Consider the following 18,604-nt stretch of genomic DNA (forward strand, 5'->3'; position numbering starts at 1 on the left):
TCATGAGAGGAGTTCACCATGAGCATCCGTCGTATCGAAGTCGGACCACGTATGAGCCAGGCCGTAGTTCACGGCAATACCGTTTATCTCGCCGGTCAGGTTGGCGAGCCGGGCGCAAGCGTGACTGATCAGACCAAGGCCGTTCTGTCTGAAGTTGATCGCCTTCTCGCAGCCGCTGGTTCGGACAAATCAAAGATCTTGCAGGCTATCATCTGGCTCGCAGACATGAAGGACTTCGCTGAAATGAACGCAGTCTGGGACAGCTGGGTCGACAAGGCCAACACGCCCGCACGCGCGACCGGCGAAGCAGCACTCGCGACCCCGGATTACAAAGTCGAGATCATCATTACTGCGGCAATCTAATTCTTCGTAGTTGCCGATTGGAAACCCCGCGCAAGCGGGGTTTTTTATTGGCGTATCCGCTCCGAATAGCCATCGCGACCGCCTGCTTGTGCCTTTTCGTCGATGGATGCACGCTTCTCTATCTCTTCAAGCGTGCCATTGTTTTCGAGCCAGCCATGGTCATAAAGATAACCTGGCAGATAGCCGGACAAGAGAATGCGGTAATCAAATGGGAATGTCGGATCAAGCACACGCGCCATTGTGAAAATGATCGTCGTGCAATTGGCGCTCAGCGTATTATAGAATTTGGCCTTAGCCGCCAGTTCGTTCCCCAGCTCCACATAGGAGAGAAACAATTCGCGCGCACCCGCTGGAGGCAAATTCACGCGGTATCGATAGACATCTTCTTTACGTACATTGGTGCGTAGAAAAACGATGTCGCTTTCTTCGGCTGCAATCATAGCCAGTTCGAATTCACGGAAAAAGCCGCCGACGGCAGAATAGACCTCGTGATGTTCCTTGCGAATTTCGCCGGAAAATACGACATGTCGCCCATCTTCAAAGCCGAAGGACAGTAGTGTGTGGGCAATCGCCGGTCCCGCCCAATAGGACAGATAGACATCGACTGAGTTTATCTTGTTGAGGTCGTAAGTTTCTTCTTTCCAGACCGGCGTGAAGTCCTCTGGCGTTCGCCAGTCGAAATCCCGAACATTGAAAAGAGTGACCTGATCGCCCTCCACCTTGCCTGTGACTGTGCGTGCGACCTCGGGAGCCCAGATGCGATCAAGCGAAGGGCGGATGGTTGCCCACCAGCCCAGGAAGACAAGAGCAAGCAGGCAGAAGAACAGCCTCTTGCGCAGACAAAAGAACTGTCGCTCGCCTGCTATCACCCAAATAGCGATAAAGAGCCAGGCTGCAATTATAGAGCCGCGCACAGCATTGCCGAAGGGAAGCTGGAACCACATCCCGAAACTGGCCCAAATTGCAAAGATGATAACGAATAAGACGAAGACCAGTTTGCCTATGATACGGACGGTTTTTGATTTCAAGATAGAAGACATGGACATCCCGTATTCGCCTGGCGCGTCATTTGCCGAAGTTGTAGCGATACTGACATGATTTGCATTGGAATGTCATCGCCTATCCTCCAGGAAAGGCGATTTATCTGATAGATTAGACTTAATCAAAAGAAGGAAATTGTATTTTATTTCTTTAATATTACAGCGGCTTCACGCGGACGTTTTACTTGCTTGCTTCCTTTGGTAAACGGGCGTGCAACGCGCCAAAACAGAAGTGTTGTTACAATCGCTGCGTAGATTATCGGCTCAGCGGGCCAGCTTTTAACAGACATCAGAAAATGTATCGCACCGCCAGCAATGGCGACATAGACAAGCTTGTGCAGCGTGACCCATCGCCGACCGAGCTTGCGAATAGACCAGTTGTTGGAGGTAAGCGCCAACGGCACAAGAAGCGCCAGACTGATCATGCCTATGGTGATGAAGGGTCTTTTCACAATATCGGCTATGACTGCCGAAATGCTGAGCGCCTGATCCAGCACCATATAAACTGTAAAATGCATCAGCACATAATAGAATGCGAGAAGGCCAAGTGCGCGTCGATAACGCAGCAGACTGATGCCAGTGACATCGCGGATGGGTGTTACGAGTAGTGTCAGAATGAGAAAGCGCAGTGCCCAGAGGCCGAGCGTATGCTCAAAGCTTTTGACGGGGTCTGCGCCGAGCTGATCGGTTGCACCGAGATAGAACGCCCACAACGCTGGCAGCAAGCCCAGGATATAAAGTCCCCAGACCTTCAATTCATTGACCCGTGCAGATTTGGTCTTGGCACTGGCCATGTCAGTAGTTCTTCTGCAGATCCATGCCAGCATAGAGCGATGCCACTTCTTCGGCATAGCCGTTGAAAGGCAGGGTAGGGCGGCGACTCGAACCGAAGAAGCTGCCTTCACCGATCCTGCGTTCAGTAGCCTGGCTCCAGCGCGGATGGTCGACTGCCGGGTTCACATTTGCATAGAAGCCATATTCATTGGCAGCTTGCTGTTGCCATGATGTGGGCGGCTGTTTCTCGACGAAGCTGATTTTGGTGATCGATTTGATGCCCTTGAAGCCATATTTCCATGGAACAACCAGCCGGACGGGGGCTCCATTGGCGTTAGGGAGTGTTTCGCCATAAAGACCGACGGACAGAATTGTGAGCGGATGCATCGCCTCGTCTAAACGGAGGCCTTCGACATAGGGCCAGTTCAGAACTTGGAATAGCCCTTTTTGGCCAGGCATTTCTTCGGGGCGAACAACACCGGTAAAGGCAATGTATTTTGCAGAGCCAAGTGGCTCGACCTGGGCCAGCAGACTTGCCAGTGGGAAGCCTATCCAAGGGATGACCATCGACCATGCCTCCACGCAACGCATGCGATAGATGCGTTCTTCTAGCGGCATTTTGGCGATCAGATCCTGGATGTCGAATTCCTTCGGCTGTTTGACAAGACCATCGACTGTCAGGCGCCATGGCAAGGGTTTGAAATCGCCCGAATTGGCTGCCGGGTCGCTCTTGTCGGTCCCGAATTCATAGAAATTATTGTAGGTTGTGACGGCCTCTTTTGGCGTCAGCTTTTCATCGACTTTATAAGACGAAGCTTTGGCCTTGAGCGGATCTGCAAACGCACCAGAGGCAAGCCCTGTTGCTGCCAGCGCACCAAGTCCGACCATGAATTCACGCCGCCGAAGATAGAATGTGCGCGGCGTGACCTGATCATCCGTCAGTCGGGCAGGCGAGAAGCGGCTAAATTTAACGTTGGTCATCGTTTTGAAATCCGTTCGTCGCAATCATAGCCTATTTCTCCGCCTAAAGGCGTCAAAATCATGAATAATTTGCCGCTCCATTGTGGCTCACGCTTTGTTGATGGATTTGAGGTGCTGTAACAGAATTGTAACATTGCGTAACTTTTCGTGTATTCCGCCACATTCTCGCTAAAACTCTGCTGTTAAGAGCACTACATTCATCGAGCCGGCAGGGGTCATAGAGAACCCGGGTGGAGCTGCCTTAAAACCTTCGTTAACATATCAGTGGCAAGTTGAGCTTATGGTAAAGAAGACGTTTATAGCCGCCATTATGATGGCGCTCGCAGCAACAACAAGCACCGCATTTGCGGAAGGCCAGCCTACGCCTGTGAAAGTCGTGAGTAAGGCTCAGGGCATGGCATTGAACGGCATTTCTGCCTCAATGAAAGATGAAACAGGCACTCCCCAGCTGGGTGAGGGCGTAACAATGCGCGAAAAAAAGATGGACGTAGAAACAACCCCTGAACAGAATTTTTCGCGCAGCAAGCGGTTCATTTATCGCTTCTATAAGCCTGAAAACGCTTCCAACGAGCTGATTGTTCTCCTGCATGGTTCGGGCGGCAATGAAGCGAGCCTCGTGCCACTGGCGTCTAAAATTTGGCCGCGTGCAACGCTGCTGGGTATTCGTGGCCGTGTGATGCAGGATGGCGGTACGCGCTGGTACAAGCGCATTACACCTGTCAAGTTCGACCAGAAGGATGTGAAGCTTGAAGCCAATGCATTCGTGACGTCTTTGACGCGCTTGGCTGAAGAAAAAGAACTCGACCTCTCACACGCAACTTTTGTTGGTTATTCCAACGGTGCCAATTTGCTGGCCGCAACCATGATGTTGCACCCCGATCTGGTGAAGCGCGCGGTGCTGATGCGCTCCATGCCGGTGCTGGACAATGTGTCGGTTGCCAATCTTGGCAAAGCCCGCGTGTTGACGATTACAGGTCAGGAAGACAAGCTTTATTCGCCTTTCGCCCCAGCCTTGTCAGCCTTGCTGCGCTCAGGCGGTGCAAAGGTAGATGCCCGTACAATTGAGGCTGATCATATGCTGGGTGAAAAAGACGCGGCTGCAATTAGCCAGTGGGTTGCATCGCTTGGACCAGATGGCGGACCAACCGTCACGATGAAAGCGAAATAATCACAAATACAAAAACGCCCCGGATTGCCCGGGGCTTTTTTTGATTACAGCGGTTCCAGTTAAGATTGAATCCTTGCAGCCACTGTAACTTTTTTGCGCATTACCCCTACGCAAAACCGCTTCCCACTTTTGGCTCAAACGTTTTAACTTATCAGACTGATGTCATGTCGATGACGCCGCAGTCACCTGTTTCTGAGCCAAAGGCCAAACGACTGCCTTGGTCGTCCCAGCCCATGCTGGAAATTGCACCCTTGCCCGGACGACGCAGAAGAACTTCCTTCTGGTCCGAGAAGCGCACAAGAAGAACCATGCCGTCATTATAACCAATAGCGGTGATATCTTCGACTGGATGGCAGGCAACGGATGTTACCATGCTGTCGGCACGCAACCCCAATTCGAGCGGCGCTTTGCCCATCGGGCCATCTTTGCCAGCAAATGGCCAGACGATTGCGGCCGGTGCACCGGAGGTCGCCAGCCACTTGGCCTTAACGCTCCAGGACCAATCCTTGACCTTTGCGGGATAGCCCGTCATGCGCATGTGCTTGGTGTCTTCCAGACGCCAGCCGTGCAGCGCATTTTCTTGCATCGAGGTAATTAGAAAGCGACCGTCAGGCGAGAAAATGACGCCAATGTGCGCGCCTTTCCACTCCAGCTCCACAGGCTTTGCTTCGGTGCCGGTCCATATCAGGGTTGCGCCGTTGTAGCGCGCGATTGCGAGACGCTGCCCCTTGGGCGCAAAGGCTACGCCTTCGACACTGCGTTCCTGTGGAAATTCCTGCACTTTACCGTTGGACGTACGAACCCACGCGGTGCGCCCGGAGGCAAACCCAACGGTTCCGCCAGGGCCGCTTGCGACCGCAGTCATCCACTTGCGAGGAACTTTGGCCAATTCGGTGACGGTTCCGTCCGAAGCAGTGTGGCAAACGCGACCATCTTCGCCGCCGGTTACCAACGCCTTGCCGTCTACAGTCAATGTTGCGCTTAGAAGGCCGTCATGAGCCGTACTGGTTTGGTGGCCATTGTCCAGCCGATGGATGGTTCCATCGGCCAGAGCAAAGAAGGGAACGCCGCTTATAAAGCGGGCATAGAGGCAATGACCATCAAGGTCGAGCGGGGCAACTGTAGGCATCAGCGTCCAATTTTACTTTGCCAATTTTACTGGGATTGGCAGTTTTCAAAACCGACTTTGAGTTCGGCCGCATTAAGCTCGCGTCCGATGAAGACAAGGCGGCTTTCATGCTTTTCTTCCGGCTTCCATGCGCGTTGATGATCGCCTTCGATGATCATGTGAACACCCTGAACCACGTAGCGGTCCGGATCGTCCTTGAACGCGATGATACCCTTGAGACGCAGAATGTTCGGACCCTGTGTCTGGGTGATATTCTGTATCCATGGAAAGAACTTTGCCGGATCGATTTCACCAGCACGAAGCGAGACGGATGTCACCGTCACGTCATGGATCGGCGACGCATGATGATGATGGTCATGTCCGTGGTCGTGTTTGTGATCGTGCCCATGGTCATGCCCGTGATCATGCCCGTGATCATGATTGCAGTCGGGGCCGCAGGTATGGTCATGATCATGGTTGTGGTCGTGTCCATGATGATGGTGATGATCATGTCCGTGATCGTGGTCGCAATCAGGGCCGCAAACATGGTCCGGGTGATCGTGATCAAGGAAGTGAGGATCGGTCTCAAGCGCGCGCTTCAAGTCGAAAGCACCGCGATCGAGGACGCGCTCAAGCGGGATCGAAGCGCGTTCGGTGCGGTGAATGATGGCATGCGGATTGATGGCGCGCACAGTCGCTTCGATCACGGCCAGTTCTTCAGGTGTCACGAGGTCGGTTTTGTTGATCAGAACCACATCGGCAAATGCGATCTGGTCTTCAGCTTCGCGGCTGTCTTTGAGGCGCAGCGGAAGGTGCTTTGCATCAACGAGTGCGACGACCGCATCAAGGCCGGTCTTGGCGCGCACATCATCATCCATGAAGAACGTCTGCGCGACGGGAACCGGATCGGCAAGGCCCGTGGTTTCGACGATGATGGCGTCGAAGCGACCGGGACGGCGCATCAGGCCCTGCACCACGCGGATCAAGTCTCCGCGCACGGTGCAGCAGATGCAGCCATTGTTCATTTCGTAGATTTCTTCGTCCGATTCGACAATCAGATCGTTATCGATGCCGATTTCGCCAAATTCGTTGACGATGACAGCATAACGCTTGCCGTGATTTTCGGTGAGGATGCGGTTGAGAAGCGTCGTTTTACCCGAGCCCAGATATCCGGTCAGAACGGTAACGGGAATGCGGCCAGCTTCTGTGCCAGCGTCTGTAATAGACTTGTCCTCAGTATGGGCTTCAGCTTGGCTCATTGTTCATGCCTCTTGAAGTTGCTGCCTTTTGGTGCGCGCACAAACATGCGCCATCAAGGCTTCAGATCGGGTTATTCATATAAGGGAAGGCACTCGTGAATGCTATATGCAATGCTATATTATTACATGGGGACCAATCACGTTCTCGCCAATTGCTTGGGTGCAAAGCGTGCCAGATCAAACTGATCTACATCGCGGAGAAGCTCGATAAAGCCTGCCACGGCGTGCGTGAGGATTTTTTCGCCAGCTTCTGCTGTGGCAGCACTTGCATTCCCCGCAACGCCTTCCGCATTCAAATCATGCATTTTCCAGCCGAAAGCATGCGGACCATAGGCACGTAAATGTTTGAATTGTTTCGAGAATTCCGATTGCGCATTGGAAAAGCTTCCGGCTTTTGACATGTCGACGAGATCAGGCCGCAGGGCCAGCATCACCGATGTTTCGACAAAGCCGCCATGAATATCGAGCGATTTTTCTTCCGGTGTAATTAACCCCTCCGGCAGACCGAAACGGGTCCAGCTTGTGGCCACGGCCAGCATGTCGAGGCGTGTGCGCAGTTCGGTTGCGACAATGGTCATCAGCGGCGCGTTGCCGCCGTGGGCATTGAGCATCACCAGTTTGCGGATGCCGCCGGCATGAAGGTTTTCACCCATGCCGATCCATTGATTGACGGCTTCTGAAAATGCGAGGCTCTGGGTGCCTTCTGTATCCATGTGCTCAATGGAATAGCCAATGGGTTGGGCAGGCAGAAAGTTGACATTCATATTAGCGGGCAGGGCTTCGTTTACACGCGCGACGATGCCTTCTGCGATGATTGTATCTGTTTCAAATGGCAGGTGGGGGCCATGTTGTTCGTGAGCGCCAAGTGGCAGGACGACGATCATGTCACTGTTCTGGTCGCGCAGGTTTGTCATGTTTCCCTCATCCTATTTCAATTAGTGCACGGTTCGATCTGATTGAATCAGATTCGTGCTCTAAAATATTGTCTTGATGCGCATTTGACCGAAAGCCGGTCCCCACTTTTCGGGATGCGCTCTAAATGCAAAGCCTAACGCCAGTGGACTACGACCGCAACCTAGAGCATTTCTTGTTTAAGACGAATCGTTAGAAATGCTCTATCTATTTGTTTTTACGTATGTCTTCATTCCAAAATCGGTTCCCACTTTTGGGAGGCATGCTCTAAGTCCTTACTTTGTTAGACCAAGAAGAGTTTCATCGAGGTGGAATAGTCAAAATCGCACATAGCAAAAGAGTGTGTAGGCATTGCTAGAGCGCTGTTCGCCCTCTTGGGCGCACAAAGGTCACTCTAACACTTTATATTTACAGCATAATTCCTTAAACTGATTCAAGTTTAAGGAATTATGCTGTAGCGTCATACGATTTTCACCAAATTGATAATTACAGTCATATTTACTGGATAGATGTTTGTTATTTCATAAGTCGGACAATATTTTACTTTATAAATATGTGTGACAATGTCGATCCAGCGACAAACTAAAGTCGCAACAAGGGCGAGGTGGCGATGAGTAAGGACAATAAGGCGGTCATGCTGTACCGGCTGCAATCTGTAGCGCGTCTGACACGTACAGTGTTGGCAACACGTCTTCTGGAGCTTGGGCTCTATGCTGGTCAGGATGCGGTTATGCTGCAGCTCGCCTCAGAAGATGGCCTGCCTCCGGGTGTGCTGGCTCAACGGTTGGGGGTGCGCCCTCCGACTATCACCAAAACCATCACGCGCCTGCAAAGTCAGGGTTTTGTCGTCAAGCGCGCTTCGGAAACGGACCAGCGTCAGTCACATGTCTATCTGACACCGCAGGGGCTCGAAGCAATCAAGGTCATTGAGAAGGCCATTCGCAAGACTGAAAAAGACATGCTGAAAGGCCTCGACAAGAAGGAACGCAAGGCTTTTCTGAAGATGCTTGGGCGCATGGAAAGCAACCTGGTCGCGCGCGGTGCAGCACGCCTTACCGACGAGTTGGACAAGGAAGTTGTTGATGACGATGATGTGGAATAAGTGCATGGTCGCTAAGCCGCGCTGAAAAAACTTTCAATTCAATGATTGCAATGGCATAACCATCTGCAAGATGGGATGGCCGATCCTCTGATTGTCTGGCCGATGCCATCCTGTTTCGACTGTGGCAAGACCATTTCGGGGAGGCGACTTGGCTCAGAAAATCAAGCTTTCGACCATCGCAGACGCGCTTGGTGTTTCGACGGCCACCGTTTCGCTGGCATTGCGCGACAGTCCGCTTGTCGCCGACCAGACGCGTGAAAAAATCAAGGAACATGCCCGAACCATCGGTTATATCTATAACCGGAGGGCGGCGAGCCTGCGGACATCCCGTTCCGGGATCGTAGGCGTTGTTGTGCATGACATCATGAATCCGTTCTTCGCCGAAATTTTGCGGTCGATTGAAACGGAACTTGATCGTTCGCGTCAGACCTTTATTCTTTCCAACCATTACGACCAGCTGGAAAAGCAGCGCACCTTTATGGATACGCTGCTGCAGCTTGGTGCGGATGGTGTGATCATGTCACCAGCCATTGGCACTCCGCCGGAAGATATTCAGCTCGCGGAAGATAATGGTCTGCCGGTCGTGTTGATCGCACGTAGCGTCGAAGGTGTTCATGCGCCGGTTTTCCGCGGCGACGATGCCTATGGTATCGGGCTTGCGACCAACCATCTTATCTCGCTGGGCCACACACGCATTGCCATGATCGGCGGTACGGACCAGACCTCGACTGGCCGCGATCGTTATCGTGGTTATGTGCAGGCTATGGATAAGGCCGGATTTGAAGTGAACCCGGAATGGCGCATTTCGGGTCCACGTACTAAGCAGGGCGGCTTTGAAGTTGCGCCGCAATTTCTCGCATTGAAAGATAAGCCGACAGCGGCTGTGTGCTGGAACGATTTGACCGCTATCGGTCTGATGAACGGTATTTCACGTGCAGGCCTCGTGCCGGGTGAAGATATTTCTGTCACTGGTTATGATGATCTCGAAGAAGCGGCGATTGCAACGCCTGCACTCACAACGGTCTGGAATGGCCAGCGTGAAGTCGGCCGCCGTGCTGCGCGTGCGCTTCTTGATCAGCTGAACGGGGTTGAAGTTTCGTCGAACCAGGAACTCATCAAACCGGAATTGCATATCCGGCAGTCCACTTCAAAACCGAAATACGCCTGATTTCCTCATAACCGGGCTAGGTCCTCTGGTCCGATGAATTCTGCTTGAACTTAAGGAAGCTGCCATGACCCAACGTGAAGCGACCATTCTGGTGCTCGGTAATTTCAACGATTATGCCGTGCAGAGGCTCTCGGGGGAGTTCAAGGTCAAACGCATTCCTAAGGGGGATGCAACACTGGTCGATGCAAGCTGGGCGGAAGAGGTCAAAGGTGTAGCAAGCATGTCGACGGTCAATGCCTCATTGATCGACGCATTGCCAAACCTCGAGATCATTGGCAATTTCGGCGTCGGTTATGACGCAGTCGATGCAAAGCATGCCGCGACCAAGAATGTCATGGTCACGAATACGCCGGATGTGCTGACCGAAGAAGTTGCCGATACGACGATCGGTCTGCTAATCGACACTGTTCGCGAGTTGTCAAAGTCGCAGGAGTTTCTCCGCGCGGGAAACTGGGTGAAGGAAGGCCGTTACCCGCTTTCCAAACTATCGCTGCGGGGCCGTAAGGTCGGTATTTTTGGGCTTGGACGTATTGGCAAGGCTGTCGCACATCGCGTTGAAGCCTTCGGTCTGCCGATTGCCTATCACAATCGTCGCAAGGCTGATGATGTGGCTTACGATTATTATCCAAGCCTGCTTGAGCTCGCCCAAGCGGTTGATACACTCATTCTGGTCGCGCCGGGTGGCGCTGAGACTGCCAAGGCAGTCAACACAGAAGTGCTGAAGGCGCTCGGTTCAGAAGGTGTTCTGGTCAATATCGGTCGTGGTTCGGTCGTTGATGAAGGTGCGCTTGCAGCGGCTTTGACGAATGGCACGATTGCTGCCGCTGGACTTGATGTCTTCGCCGATGAGCCCAATGTGCCACAGGCGCTGCTTGATGCGCCTAATACGGTATTGCTGCCGCATATTGGTTCTGCATCCGAGAAAACCCGTCAGGGCATGGCCGATCTTGTGATCGACAACCTGATTTCATGGTTCGACAAGGGGGAAGCACTAACGCCCGTGCCTGAAACCATTCACGTCAAGAACAAGTAAGATAAAGCGCCAGTCTCATTCATTGAAACTGGCGCTCTGATTTCAGGCTGTGCGCTGGGCCTTGTGTTGGCGCACCGCTTCGCCAAAGGCTTTGAAGATTTTCTGTGACGGGCCGTCAGTCTTTACCCAATATTCCGGGTGCCACTGTACGCCTACGATGAAACCTTTGGCGTTTTTCACGGAAACAGCTTCGACCGTACCATCCTCTGCCATTGCTTCAATTTCAAGTTCCGGAGCCAGTCTGTCGATTGCCTGACGGTGAACGGAATTGACCTTCACACTATCGGATTTCAAAATTTCAGCCAGACAGGAATTTGGTGCGATTTTCACCGGATGCTGAATTGCGAAGCGTTCGGCCTGACTGTCAGATACTGGCGCACGGTGATCCATCCGTCCTTCGAGTTCCTGAATTTCGGTGGCCAGCGTGCCGCCCAAGGCGACATTTAATTCCTGCAGGCCTCGGCAAATCGCTAAGACCGGGACGCCCTTTTCAATGGCTGCGCGGATCAGTGGCAGCGATGTTGCGTCGCGCGCATTATCATATGGCTCAAAGGCCGCGCTCGGTTCCACGCCGTATAGTTTTGGATTGACGTTCGATTTTGAACCAGTGACGAGCAGACCATCCACGCCATCTAAAATCGTGTCGGTATCCATTTTCTCGCCGAAGCTTGGAACAAGAAGAGGCGTGACCTCTGCGACATCAATTGCAGCTGCGAGATATTGCTCGGGTGCTGCGTGCCAAGTGTAATTTTCAAACGGCTTTACGTCTGTGGGCACAGCAATAAGAGGGCGAATAGATTTGGGCATGGTTGATTGCAATCCAGCAAAGGGATGTTGTTTGTGCATATGTAAAGCGCTGTACCGACCCGTGCAATCGTGAAGCTGATCACAGCTTCGCAACATATCGCTACGTTCTGTGTACTCTATTAACCGAGCGAGTTTTCAGGTGGTTATTGGGTTCACATAAACGTGATGTTGCTCTAAATATATAAAGGAAATTGGCAGTCGGGGGGATAAATGGCTGACGATCAGACTTTCTCTGTCGCAGGCAAAGTGATTGCCGTGACCGGAGGCTCTTCCGGTTTGGGTTTGCATATGGTGCGCGTGTTAGCGCGCCATGGTGCGCGTGTTATCTCGATATCACGCAGTCATGAAGGCGCAATACTCTGCCCCTCAGGTGGAGAAGTGCTGGAACTGATGGCAGATGTGACCAATCCCGATGAAATCAAAACCGCATTCGATGATGCGGAACAGCGTCTGGGACCAATCAACGTGTTGTTTAACAATGCAGGTGTCGCCCACGTGGCACGTGCGCTTGATACAACCCGCGACATGCTTGAGCATATCTTCGACGTGAATGTTGGGGGCTCTTTTTTTACCGCGCAGGAAGTGGCACGCCGGATGATCGAGCGCAGCCAAAGTGGCGCCATCGTAAATACGACAAGTATTCTTGCTGAGCGCCCTCAGAAGGGAACTGCTGCCTATGCGATGTCCAAGGCCTGTGTAACACAAATGACGCGTGCGCTGGCGCTTGAGTGGGCATCGCACGATATCCGGGTCAATGCCATCGCCCCGGGCTGGTTTCCGACGCGAATCAATGAAAGCCAGCTGTCCGGTCCTGCCGGCGGATATTTCAAGGGACGCAATCCAATGCGGCGTCTCGGAGAAATGCAGGATCTAGATGGCGTTGTCCTAATGCTGGCGTCAGATGCGAGCCGTTACATGACCGGGTCTGTGATTACTGTTGATGGTGGCCATCATATTTGACGTCTCGCGACGATCTTCCGGTGGTTTCTCCGCAATTTGACCTATGAACTGAGTTTTTCACTAAAAGAAGTGCCCGGTTTGGCATTGTATTCAGTCTTTGCGTGTCGTTACGGTGGCTTTTAACTTCATAATAGTCGATAGATCCTGCGCAGCGCATGGGTTTCGGCGTGTTGCAAATAAACTGAAAGCTGCGCCATGAGATCTTAGAGTTGTATTATTGCGTCCAGGTTGTACCGATCGTTGTTTGCTTAATAATAATCTGATTACATCTTATGGTAGTTGTAATAACAGCTTGTGGTTTAGTTTTACGAAAGGTATTTTTAAGTGATTGGTGGCATATTACCCCCTATGAAAGGGGTACAATCAACGAGATGTGGCGAAGCCTTCAACCTGAGATACCTGCCGATGTGCGGCTATCGTTTCTGCGTGCGCTTTACGGCAATCGCACAACTTTATGGTTTGGTTTGCTCGCCCACGTTGTGGCGTGTGTCGTCATCTATGTAAAAACGGCTGACTGGCACTTTCTGGGATTTGCCAGCTTTTTTACGGTTGTGGCGCTCGGTCGCCTCTATGACATGCATAAATTTGATCAGGCGAAGCTTGGCAGCCTGTCCCATGCGGATTTGGATAAATGGGAAGCCCGCTATCTGGTCGGTGCCTCCTTGGTTTGCGCAACGCTTGGAATGCTCTGCTTTTTCTCGAGCTACGTGTTACGTGATTCCTTCGCTGAACTCGCAAGCCTCACCATTTTGCTAGCATCGGTTGTATCAATTGTTGGGCGCAATTATGCGTCGGCAAAAGCCGTGATCTTGATGTCGGCTTGCACGCTTATTCCGGTTCTGGCTGGCTTGATCCTCGCGGGAACGCCGTTTCATGTCGTCATTGGCTTGCTGCTGATTCCTTATTTTCTGTCCAATATCCAGATGGCCAACGGCCTTCGCGAATTCCTTTTCGCAGCGGTGATGGGCAAGCGGCGATTGTCCATCGTGGCCGGACGTTTCGATGCGGCGCTGAACAATATGCCGCAAGGACTGCTGATGTTCGATGCGCAGCAGCGCATTGCCGTTATCAATCACAAGACCAAGGCGTTGCTAAAGATCGCCGAGCACACCAAATTGCGTGGTCGCAGGTTGGAGGTGTTGTTACGTTATTGCGCCAAGCAGGGCCTGTTTCCGCATAATGATCTGATCAATATTCGTACCCGCATGCAGGACTTATTGTCGGGACGCAAAGCGCGCGACATTCTGCAACTGGCGGATAATCGCTATATTGAATGTATCGGTAATCAGACATCCAATGCGGGTGTGGTGCTGATGTTTGAAGATGTGACGCAGAGGGTCGAATCCGAAGCGCGCATTCAGCATATGGCTCGTTTTGACGGTTTGACCGGGCTGCCGAACCGTACTTACTTCGAAACGATGGTGCGTTCTCTTCGTGCACATCAGGAGCCCGATACACTTGCGGCGCTGATCGTCATCGACATCAACCATTTCAAGCATGTCAACGATACGCTTGGACATCATGTTGGCGACGTATTCCTGCGGCTTTTTGCAGAGCGGCTCAATTCGCTTGACCCGCAACGTTATGTTGCCTCGCGATTTGGTGGTGACGAGTTCGTTATTTTTGTTTTCAATCTTCGCGGCGAAGATGAAGTGGCTTCCGTCATGGACCACGTCATTTCGGTTGCAAGCGGCGTTTATGATCTTAACGGCGATCAGGTTCATATTGAAATCAGTGCTGGTGTCGCTACCGAGACGATTGAGAAAAGCGACGTCGGCAGCATGCATATGAATGCTGATTTGGCGCTGTATGAAGCCAAGGGCGAAGAAGGTAAGCAATGGGCGCTTTTTGTGAGTGCCATGGATACCAAATATCGCGGGCGGCAGAAATTGAAGGCTGATCTGCGTTTGGCTATTGAAAATCGCGAGATCAAGGTTGTTTATCAGCCGATTGTCAGCGCGCAGTCACTACGCGTCGTGGCCTATGAAGCACTGGCACGTTGGGAGCACTCGGAGCTTGGGCATGTGCCTCCGGCGGAATTCATTCCACTTGCAGAAGAAATAGGTATCATTTCGCAGATTACGCGATTTATGCTCGAGCAAGCTTGCTTAGACTGCAGCACATGGGGTGACCGGATTGGGGTTTCTGTCAATCTGTCGGCTATCGATTTGAAGAACAGTGATATCACCCGTGACATTGCCAATGCACTGCAGAAATCAGGACTTCCAGCCAGGCAGCTTGAGGTCGAAGTGACGGAAAGTGCGATCATCGCAGACCGTAACCAGACCTCGCTGGTTCTCCAGCGTCTTAAGAATGCAGGGATCAATATTGCACTGGATGATTTCGGCACCGGCTATTCAAGCCTTAGCTATCTCAACAGTTTGCCGTTGACCAAGGTCAAGGTTGATCGGTCTTTTGTGCATGACATCACCACTGACCGCCGTTCGCTGATGTTGTTACGAGGTGTGACCCAGCTTTCGCATGAGCTTGGCCTTGCCGTTACGGTTGAGGGCGTTGAAACGGAAGAGCAACTGGCACTAATACGTGTGGCAGCGGGTGCTGATCTGGTGCAGGGTTATCTCTTAGGTAAACCTGTTCCTGCGGTAGAAATTAGATCCTCTTCGGCCAAGGCAGTCGTGCCTCATGAAAGTGGGCACAGTTTCGTCGGATAGAGCGCTGTGCGCCGTTTTGGGCGCATAAAAGTCGCATTACTTTATTTACTAAGCATCGTGCTTTCCAAAAACCTCAACGGTTTTTTGGGCCGATGCAGTAGTGATTGCATAAGCAAGTGCTCGATCCTGTAAAACGAACCGTCTATCGGCAATGTACCCTATTTCATATTGGCAAATTTTAGCTATTTTCTTTAAAGCAATAAAGATGAAGATATTCATCTGTCATTGAATGGCGCATTTAATTCGCTAATTACTTATAAGTAAAATTTAATAAAGGGGAAGGAATGAAGCGGTTTTTACGTTATCTATTATATGTATTTATATGCATAATAATTGTTCTAGGTATTGGAGCGGCATTCTTTTGGAAAAAAATACATGAGTATTGGGCGGTGTATGAGTATGCTCAGGTGTTTAAGCCCGATGTGATTGATGAGAATTTTCGCAATCTTTACAAGCGCTACTCGTCAATCCGCATCCCACATACGACTGATGTTAGTCCTCTGCCAAAAGCCGAGCGGGCATTGCCCGAGACTTATGTCTACAAAGGCGAAACGCGCAAACTTTCTGATTTTCTCGACCGGACAGATACGACAGGATTTATCGTTCTCAAAGACGGCGTGATCGTCCATGAAGAATATGCGCGCGGTAACACCGAGAAAACCCAATCCATTGCGATGTCTCTTTCAAAATCCTTTGTTTCCTTTCTGATCGGCAATGCTGTTCATGATGGGCAGATCAAGCTGGACGAGACGGTCGATCATTATGCGCCGGTGCTCAAAGAGGGTGGCTATAAGGGCGTTACTGTCAAAAACGTTCTGCAAATGTCGTCAGGTATCGGCTTCAACGAGAATTACGGCGATCTGAATTCAGATATTGTGCGTTACATCGTGCAGATGCTGACAGGCTCGGTTGTTGATTTCACCGCTCATTTGAAAAATGCTGTGCCACAGGGAACCGTCAATCAATATGTTTCTGCTGATACGCAGGTTCTGGCTCTGGTTCTCGAAGGGGCGACGGGCGTGCCGATTCAGCAATATTTCGGCGATAGGCTTTGGTCAAAGCTCGGAGCAGAAGCTGACGCATACTGGCTGGCTGATTCAAAAGGCGAGGTTGTCGCTGCGGGTGGCTTGAATGCTGTTCTTCGCGATTATGCCCGCTTTGGGCTGCTCTACATGAATGAAGGGCGCAATTATCGCGGTGAGCAGATTGTGCCTGCCCAGTGGATCCATGATTCCGTAACGCCTGATGAGCCATACTTGATGCCTGGACGGGAAATGCCCTCGGGAAAGACGGCTTATGGCTACGGCTATCAGTGGTGGATTCCCGCAGAGCCTCAAGGCGACTTTTGTGGCGTGGGGATTTACGGGCAATTCATCTACGTTAATCCCGCCAAACGCGTGGTGATCGTTAAAACGTCGGCTTATGCAAATTTCAATGTCGATGGTCAGGCAGTGAAAGAAGAAACAATCAACATGTTTCAATCTTTGGCCAACGCGATCTAGAGCATTTCCTGCTTAAGATGAATCGTTAGAAATGCGTCTCACTATTTGTTTTTACGCATGTCTCCCAAAACCGGTTCCCACTTTTGGGAGACATGTTCTAGCTTTGATCAAGGACAAGGTGAATGGCTGTGTAGAGCGTCGATCTGATTATCAGGTCGACGCTCTACACATTTTAACGCGCATCTTGGTCCGAAAACCGTTTCACACTTTTCGGGGTGCGCTACAGGCAGCTATTCACCGTCCCCATGTCACAAGTTAGGCCTCACGATAGCGTCACTTTGCTGGGTAAGAAGTTTATCTTTCACCGACGTGTGAGAAAAACTCCAAGTTATACCTTTACACGCTCATAAAGCATCTTATTCTGCGCGCTGATTTGATGGGTGCGGATACAATTTGAATGACCAATGAAGCTGTCTCCGGCGTGCAACCGCCGCTATCCAATTTCGCGCGGCAGCTCTTGCAGTTTCTGGATCGGGTAGAATATCGTCGTGTTGTTCAAGCGGAAGATCTCGAAGAGATCGGTCGGTTGCGCTATCGATCCTATCGTACACGCAATGTGATGCATGAAGCGGAAGTGCCATCAATCGTCGATGACATTGATCGCGATAGCCATGCCTTTGTCTATGGTATCCACATTGATGGGCAGTTGGTCAGTACGTTGCGAGTTCACCACATCACGCCAGATCATCGCCGCGGCACAAGCTACGCACTTTTTCCTGATATTCTTGATCCGTTGCTGAACAGCGGCATGAGCTTTGTCGATCCCACACGATTTGCAGCAGATCCTGAGCTGCTGAGCGAATATCCGGCCATTCCTTATGTCACGCTTCGCATTGCCGCGATGGCTTCCGAATATTTCGAAGCTGATCAATGTCTTGCTTCAGTCAAGCCAGAGCATATGGCGTTCTACAAGCGCATTTTTGGTACAACGGTTATGGCTGAAGCGCGTGAGCATGAAGGTTATGGTATCAGGGTTGGCCTCGGTGCCGCGCCTATCCGCAATATTCGTGACGCGGTTGCTGTTCGATTTCCTTTTTTCAAGTCGCAGCCGCATGAACGTCGCGCCATGTTTGGCAATCTTGTAAATGGCGTGGGACCGCTGACCATCTTGCCGACCGCCAAATATACGGGTCTGGGTGTGTAACATCAATTGATGCGGAAAATGTGCAAACGCACGATCCTTACGACTGATCTTTTAAATCTTTTTGAAAGTTGCTCTAAATATTTAGATGTAGCACTTTTTGAAAATTGCCGCTAGTTAGGTGGAGGAGCCGCACTAAGCGGCCACTTGCGGAATGGAGGGGCGCTGCGACAAACAGCCGGGTAGGAAAGCCAGAGGCTAACTCCGGTAAAGGTTGCATGCGCGTTGAAGATTGCGGATATTCTGGCTAAGAATAGTCAAAATATCTCAATGGGTGGAACTAAACATGGCAGAACATCACAATACAGCCCCAGCTGAACTTGGCGCGTCGATGGATTATCCTGAGCATGAGAAAACTTATGCGGGTTTCACCATCGTATTTAAATGGGGCACAGTAGCACTCGTTGCGCTTCTGGCTGCCATGGCGTTCGGCTTCTTCGCGGGTGGTTTCTTCTCCGCGACCGTTCTTTTCCTTCTTATCTGCGTTGCTGCCTGGTTCCTTCTCTAAGGACTTAAACCAGCAATAATCCGTACGATTTGATCGAATGCCTTGGTATTGGTGCCGCCCGCACCGTGCCGGGGCTTTATGCATGTCGTCTACTTTGAGCGCATCT

General features: G+C 51.5%; 17 protein-coding genes. 10 read left to right on the plus strand and 7 right to left on the minus strand.

Annotation, left to right across the window (positions count from 1 at the left end):
* The first annotated feature begins 18 nt into the window (after positions 1 to 18).
* Positions 19 to 363 (plus strand): RidA family protein, encoded by a 345-nt coding sequence (locus QBD00_RS00405; RefSeq protein ID WP_095447239.1) that lies wholly within the window; start codon positions 19 to 21, stop codon positions 361 to 363.
* A 44-nt stretch (positions 364 to 407) separates the two neighbouring features.
* On the opposite strand, the gene QBD00_RS00410 is transcribed toward QBD00_RS00405, so the two are convergent.
* The 3 genes from QBD00_RS00410 to msrP form a co-directional block, all read right to left on the minus strand.
* Positions 408 to 1,403 carry a DUF4105 domain-containing protein gene (locus QBD00_RS00410; RefSeq protein WP_191793569.1) on the minus strand — a complete coding sequence of 332 codons (996 nt, stop codon included), beginning with the start codon at positions 1,401 to 1,403 and terminating at the stop codon, positions 408 to 410.
* A 143-nt stretch (positions 1,404 to 1,546) separates the two neighbouring features.
* On the minus strand, positions 1,547 to 2,197 hold the full coding sequence (gene msrQ, locus QBD00_RS00415) for a protein-methionine-sulfoxide reductase heme-binding subunit MsrQ (RefSeq protein ID WP_318578408.1): 651 nt from the start codon (positions 2,195 to 2,197) through the stop codon (positions 1,547 to 1,549).
* A gap of 1 nt (position 2,198) precedes the next feature.
* Entirely contained in the window at positions 2,199 to 3,158 is a 960-nt protein-coding gene (gene msrP / locus QBD00_RS00420; protein ID WP_095447964.1) for a protein-methionine-sulfoxide reductase catalytic subunit MsrP, read from the minus strand.
* Positions 3,159 to 3,471: 313 nt separating this feature from the next.
* On the opposite strand from msrP, the gene QBD00_RS00425 reads away from it, so the two are divergent.
* Complete coding sequence (locus tag QBD00_RS00425) at positions 3,472 to 4,326, plus strand: alpha/beta hydrolase (RefSeq protein WP_404901458.1); 855 nt, start codon at positions 3,472 to 3,474, stop codon at positions 4,324 to 4,326.
* Between the two features lie 151 nt (positions 4,327 to 4,477).
* Here QBD00_RS00425 and QBD00_RS00430 read toward each other — a convergent pair whose 3' ends face one another.
* The 3 genes from QBD00_RS00430 to QBD00_RS00440 form a co-directional block, all read right to left on the minus strand.
* Positions 4,478 to 5,455, minus strand: a complete 978-nt coding sequence (locus QBD00_RS00430; RefSeq protein ID WP_095447235.1) for a WD40 repeat domain-containing protein — start codon at positions 5,453 to 5,455, stop codon at positions 4,478 to 4,480.
* A gap of 26 nt (positions 5,456 to 5,481) precedes the next feature.
* Positions 5,482 to 6,693: a GTP-binding protein gene (locus QBD00_RS00435; protein WP_318578409.1), complete on the minus strand. Its 1,212-nt coding sequence runs from the start codon at positions 6,691 to 6,693 to the stop codon at positions 5,482 to 5,484.
* 137 nt (positions 6,694 to 6,830) lie between these two features.
* A complete protein-coding gene (locus QBD00_RS00440; RefSeq protein ID WP_318578410.1) occupies positions 6,831 to 7,607 on the minus strand; it encodes a creatininase family protein in 777 nt (258 codons plus the stop codon).
* 608 nt (positions 7,608 to 8,215) lie between these two features.
* Between QBD00_RS00440 and QBD00_RS00445 the strand changes: the two genes are divergently transcribed.
* The 3 genes from QBD00_RS00445 (at position 8,216) to QBD00_RS00455 (ending at position 10,908) form a co-directional block, all read left to right on the plus strand.
* Positions 8,216 to 8,707 (plus strand): MarR family winged helix-turn-helix transcriptional regulator, encoded by a 492-nt coding sequence (locus tag QBD00_RS00445; RefSeq protein WP_095447232.1) that lies wholly within the window; start codon positions 8,216 to 8,218, stop codon positions 8,705 to 8,707.
* A gap of 148 nt (positions 8,708 to 8,855) precedes the next feature.
* Positions 8,856 to 9,875: a LacI family DNA-binding transcriptional regulator gene (locus QBD00_RS00450; protein ID WP_318578411.1), complete on the plus strand. Its 1,020-nt coding sequence runs from the start codon at positions 8,856 to 8,858 to the stop codon at positions 9,873 to 9,875.
* Between the two features lie 64 nt (positions 9,876 to 9,939).
* Positions 9,940 to 10,908: a 2-hydroxyacid dehydrogenase gene (locus tag QBD00_RS00455; protein WP_318578412.1), complete on the plus strand. Its 969-nt coding sequence runs from the start codon at positions 9,940 to 9,942 to the stop codon at positions 10,906 to 10,908.
* Positions 10,909 to 10,950: 42 nt separating this feature from the next.
* Here the strand turns inward: QBD00_RS00455 and QBD00_RS00460 are convergent, their stop codons facing one another.
* Positions 10,951 to 11,715: a gamma-glutamyl-gamma-aminobutyrate hydrolase family protein gene (locus QBD00_RS00460; RefSeq protein WP_095447229.1), complete on the minus strand. Its 765-nt coding sequence runs from the start codon at positions 11,713 to 11,715 to the stop codon at positions 10,951 to 10,953.
* A 210-nt stretch (positions 11,716 to 11,925) separates the two neighbouring features.
* Between QBD00_RS00460 and QBD00_RS00465 the strand changes: the two genes are divergently transcribed.
* The 5 genes from QBD00_RS00465 (at position 11,926) to QBD00_RS00485 (ending at position 18,498) form a co-directional block, all read left to right on the plus strand.
* Positions 11,926 to 12,675, plus strand: a complete 750-nt coding sequence (locus QBD00_RS00465) for an SDR family NAD(P)-dependent oxidoreductase (RefSeq protein ID WP_095447228.1) — start codon at positions 11,926 to 11,928, stop codon at positions 12,673 to 12,675.
* Positions 12,676 to 13,046: 371 nt separating this feature from the next.
* Positions 13,047 to 15,347, plus strand: a complete 2,301-nt coding sequence (locus tag QBD00_RS00470) for a putative bifunctional diguanylate cyclase/phosphodiesterase (RefSeq protein ID WP_318578413.1) — start codon at positions 13,047 to 13,049, stop codon at positions 15,345 to 15,347.
* Positions 15,348 to 15,631: 284 nt separating this feature from the next.
* Positions 15,632 to 16,849: a serine hydrolase gene (locus tag QBD00_RS00475; RefSeq protein WP_318578414.1), complete on the plus strand. Its 1,218-nt coding sequence runs from the start codon at positions 15,632 to 15,634 to the stop codon at positions 16,847 to 16,849.
* Positions 16,850 to 17,246: 397 nt separating this feature from the next.
* Positions 17,247 to 17,993: an N-acyl amino acid synthase FeeM domain-containing protein gene (locus QBD00_RS00480; protein WP_318578415.1), complete on the plus strand. Its 747-nt coding sequence runs from the start codon at positions 17,247 to 17,249 to the stop codon at positions 17,991 to 17,993.
* 283 nt (positions 17,994 to 18,276) lie between these two features.
* On the plus strand, positions 18,277 to 18,498 hold the full coding sequence (locus tag QBD00_RS00485; protein WP_024899281.1) for an aa3-type cytochrome c oxidase subunit IV: 222 nt from the start codon (positions 18,277 to 18,279) through the stop codon (positions 18,496 to 18,498).
* Positions 18,499 to 18,604: the final 106 nt, after the last annotated feature.

Origin of the sequence: Ochrobactrum sp. AN78 (assembly GCF_029909885.1) — a bacterium.
GTDB classification, from domain to species: Bacteria; Pseudomonadota; Alphaproteobacteria; order Rhizobiales; family Rhizobiaceae; genus Brucella; species Brucella quorumnocens.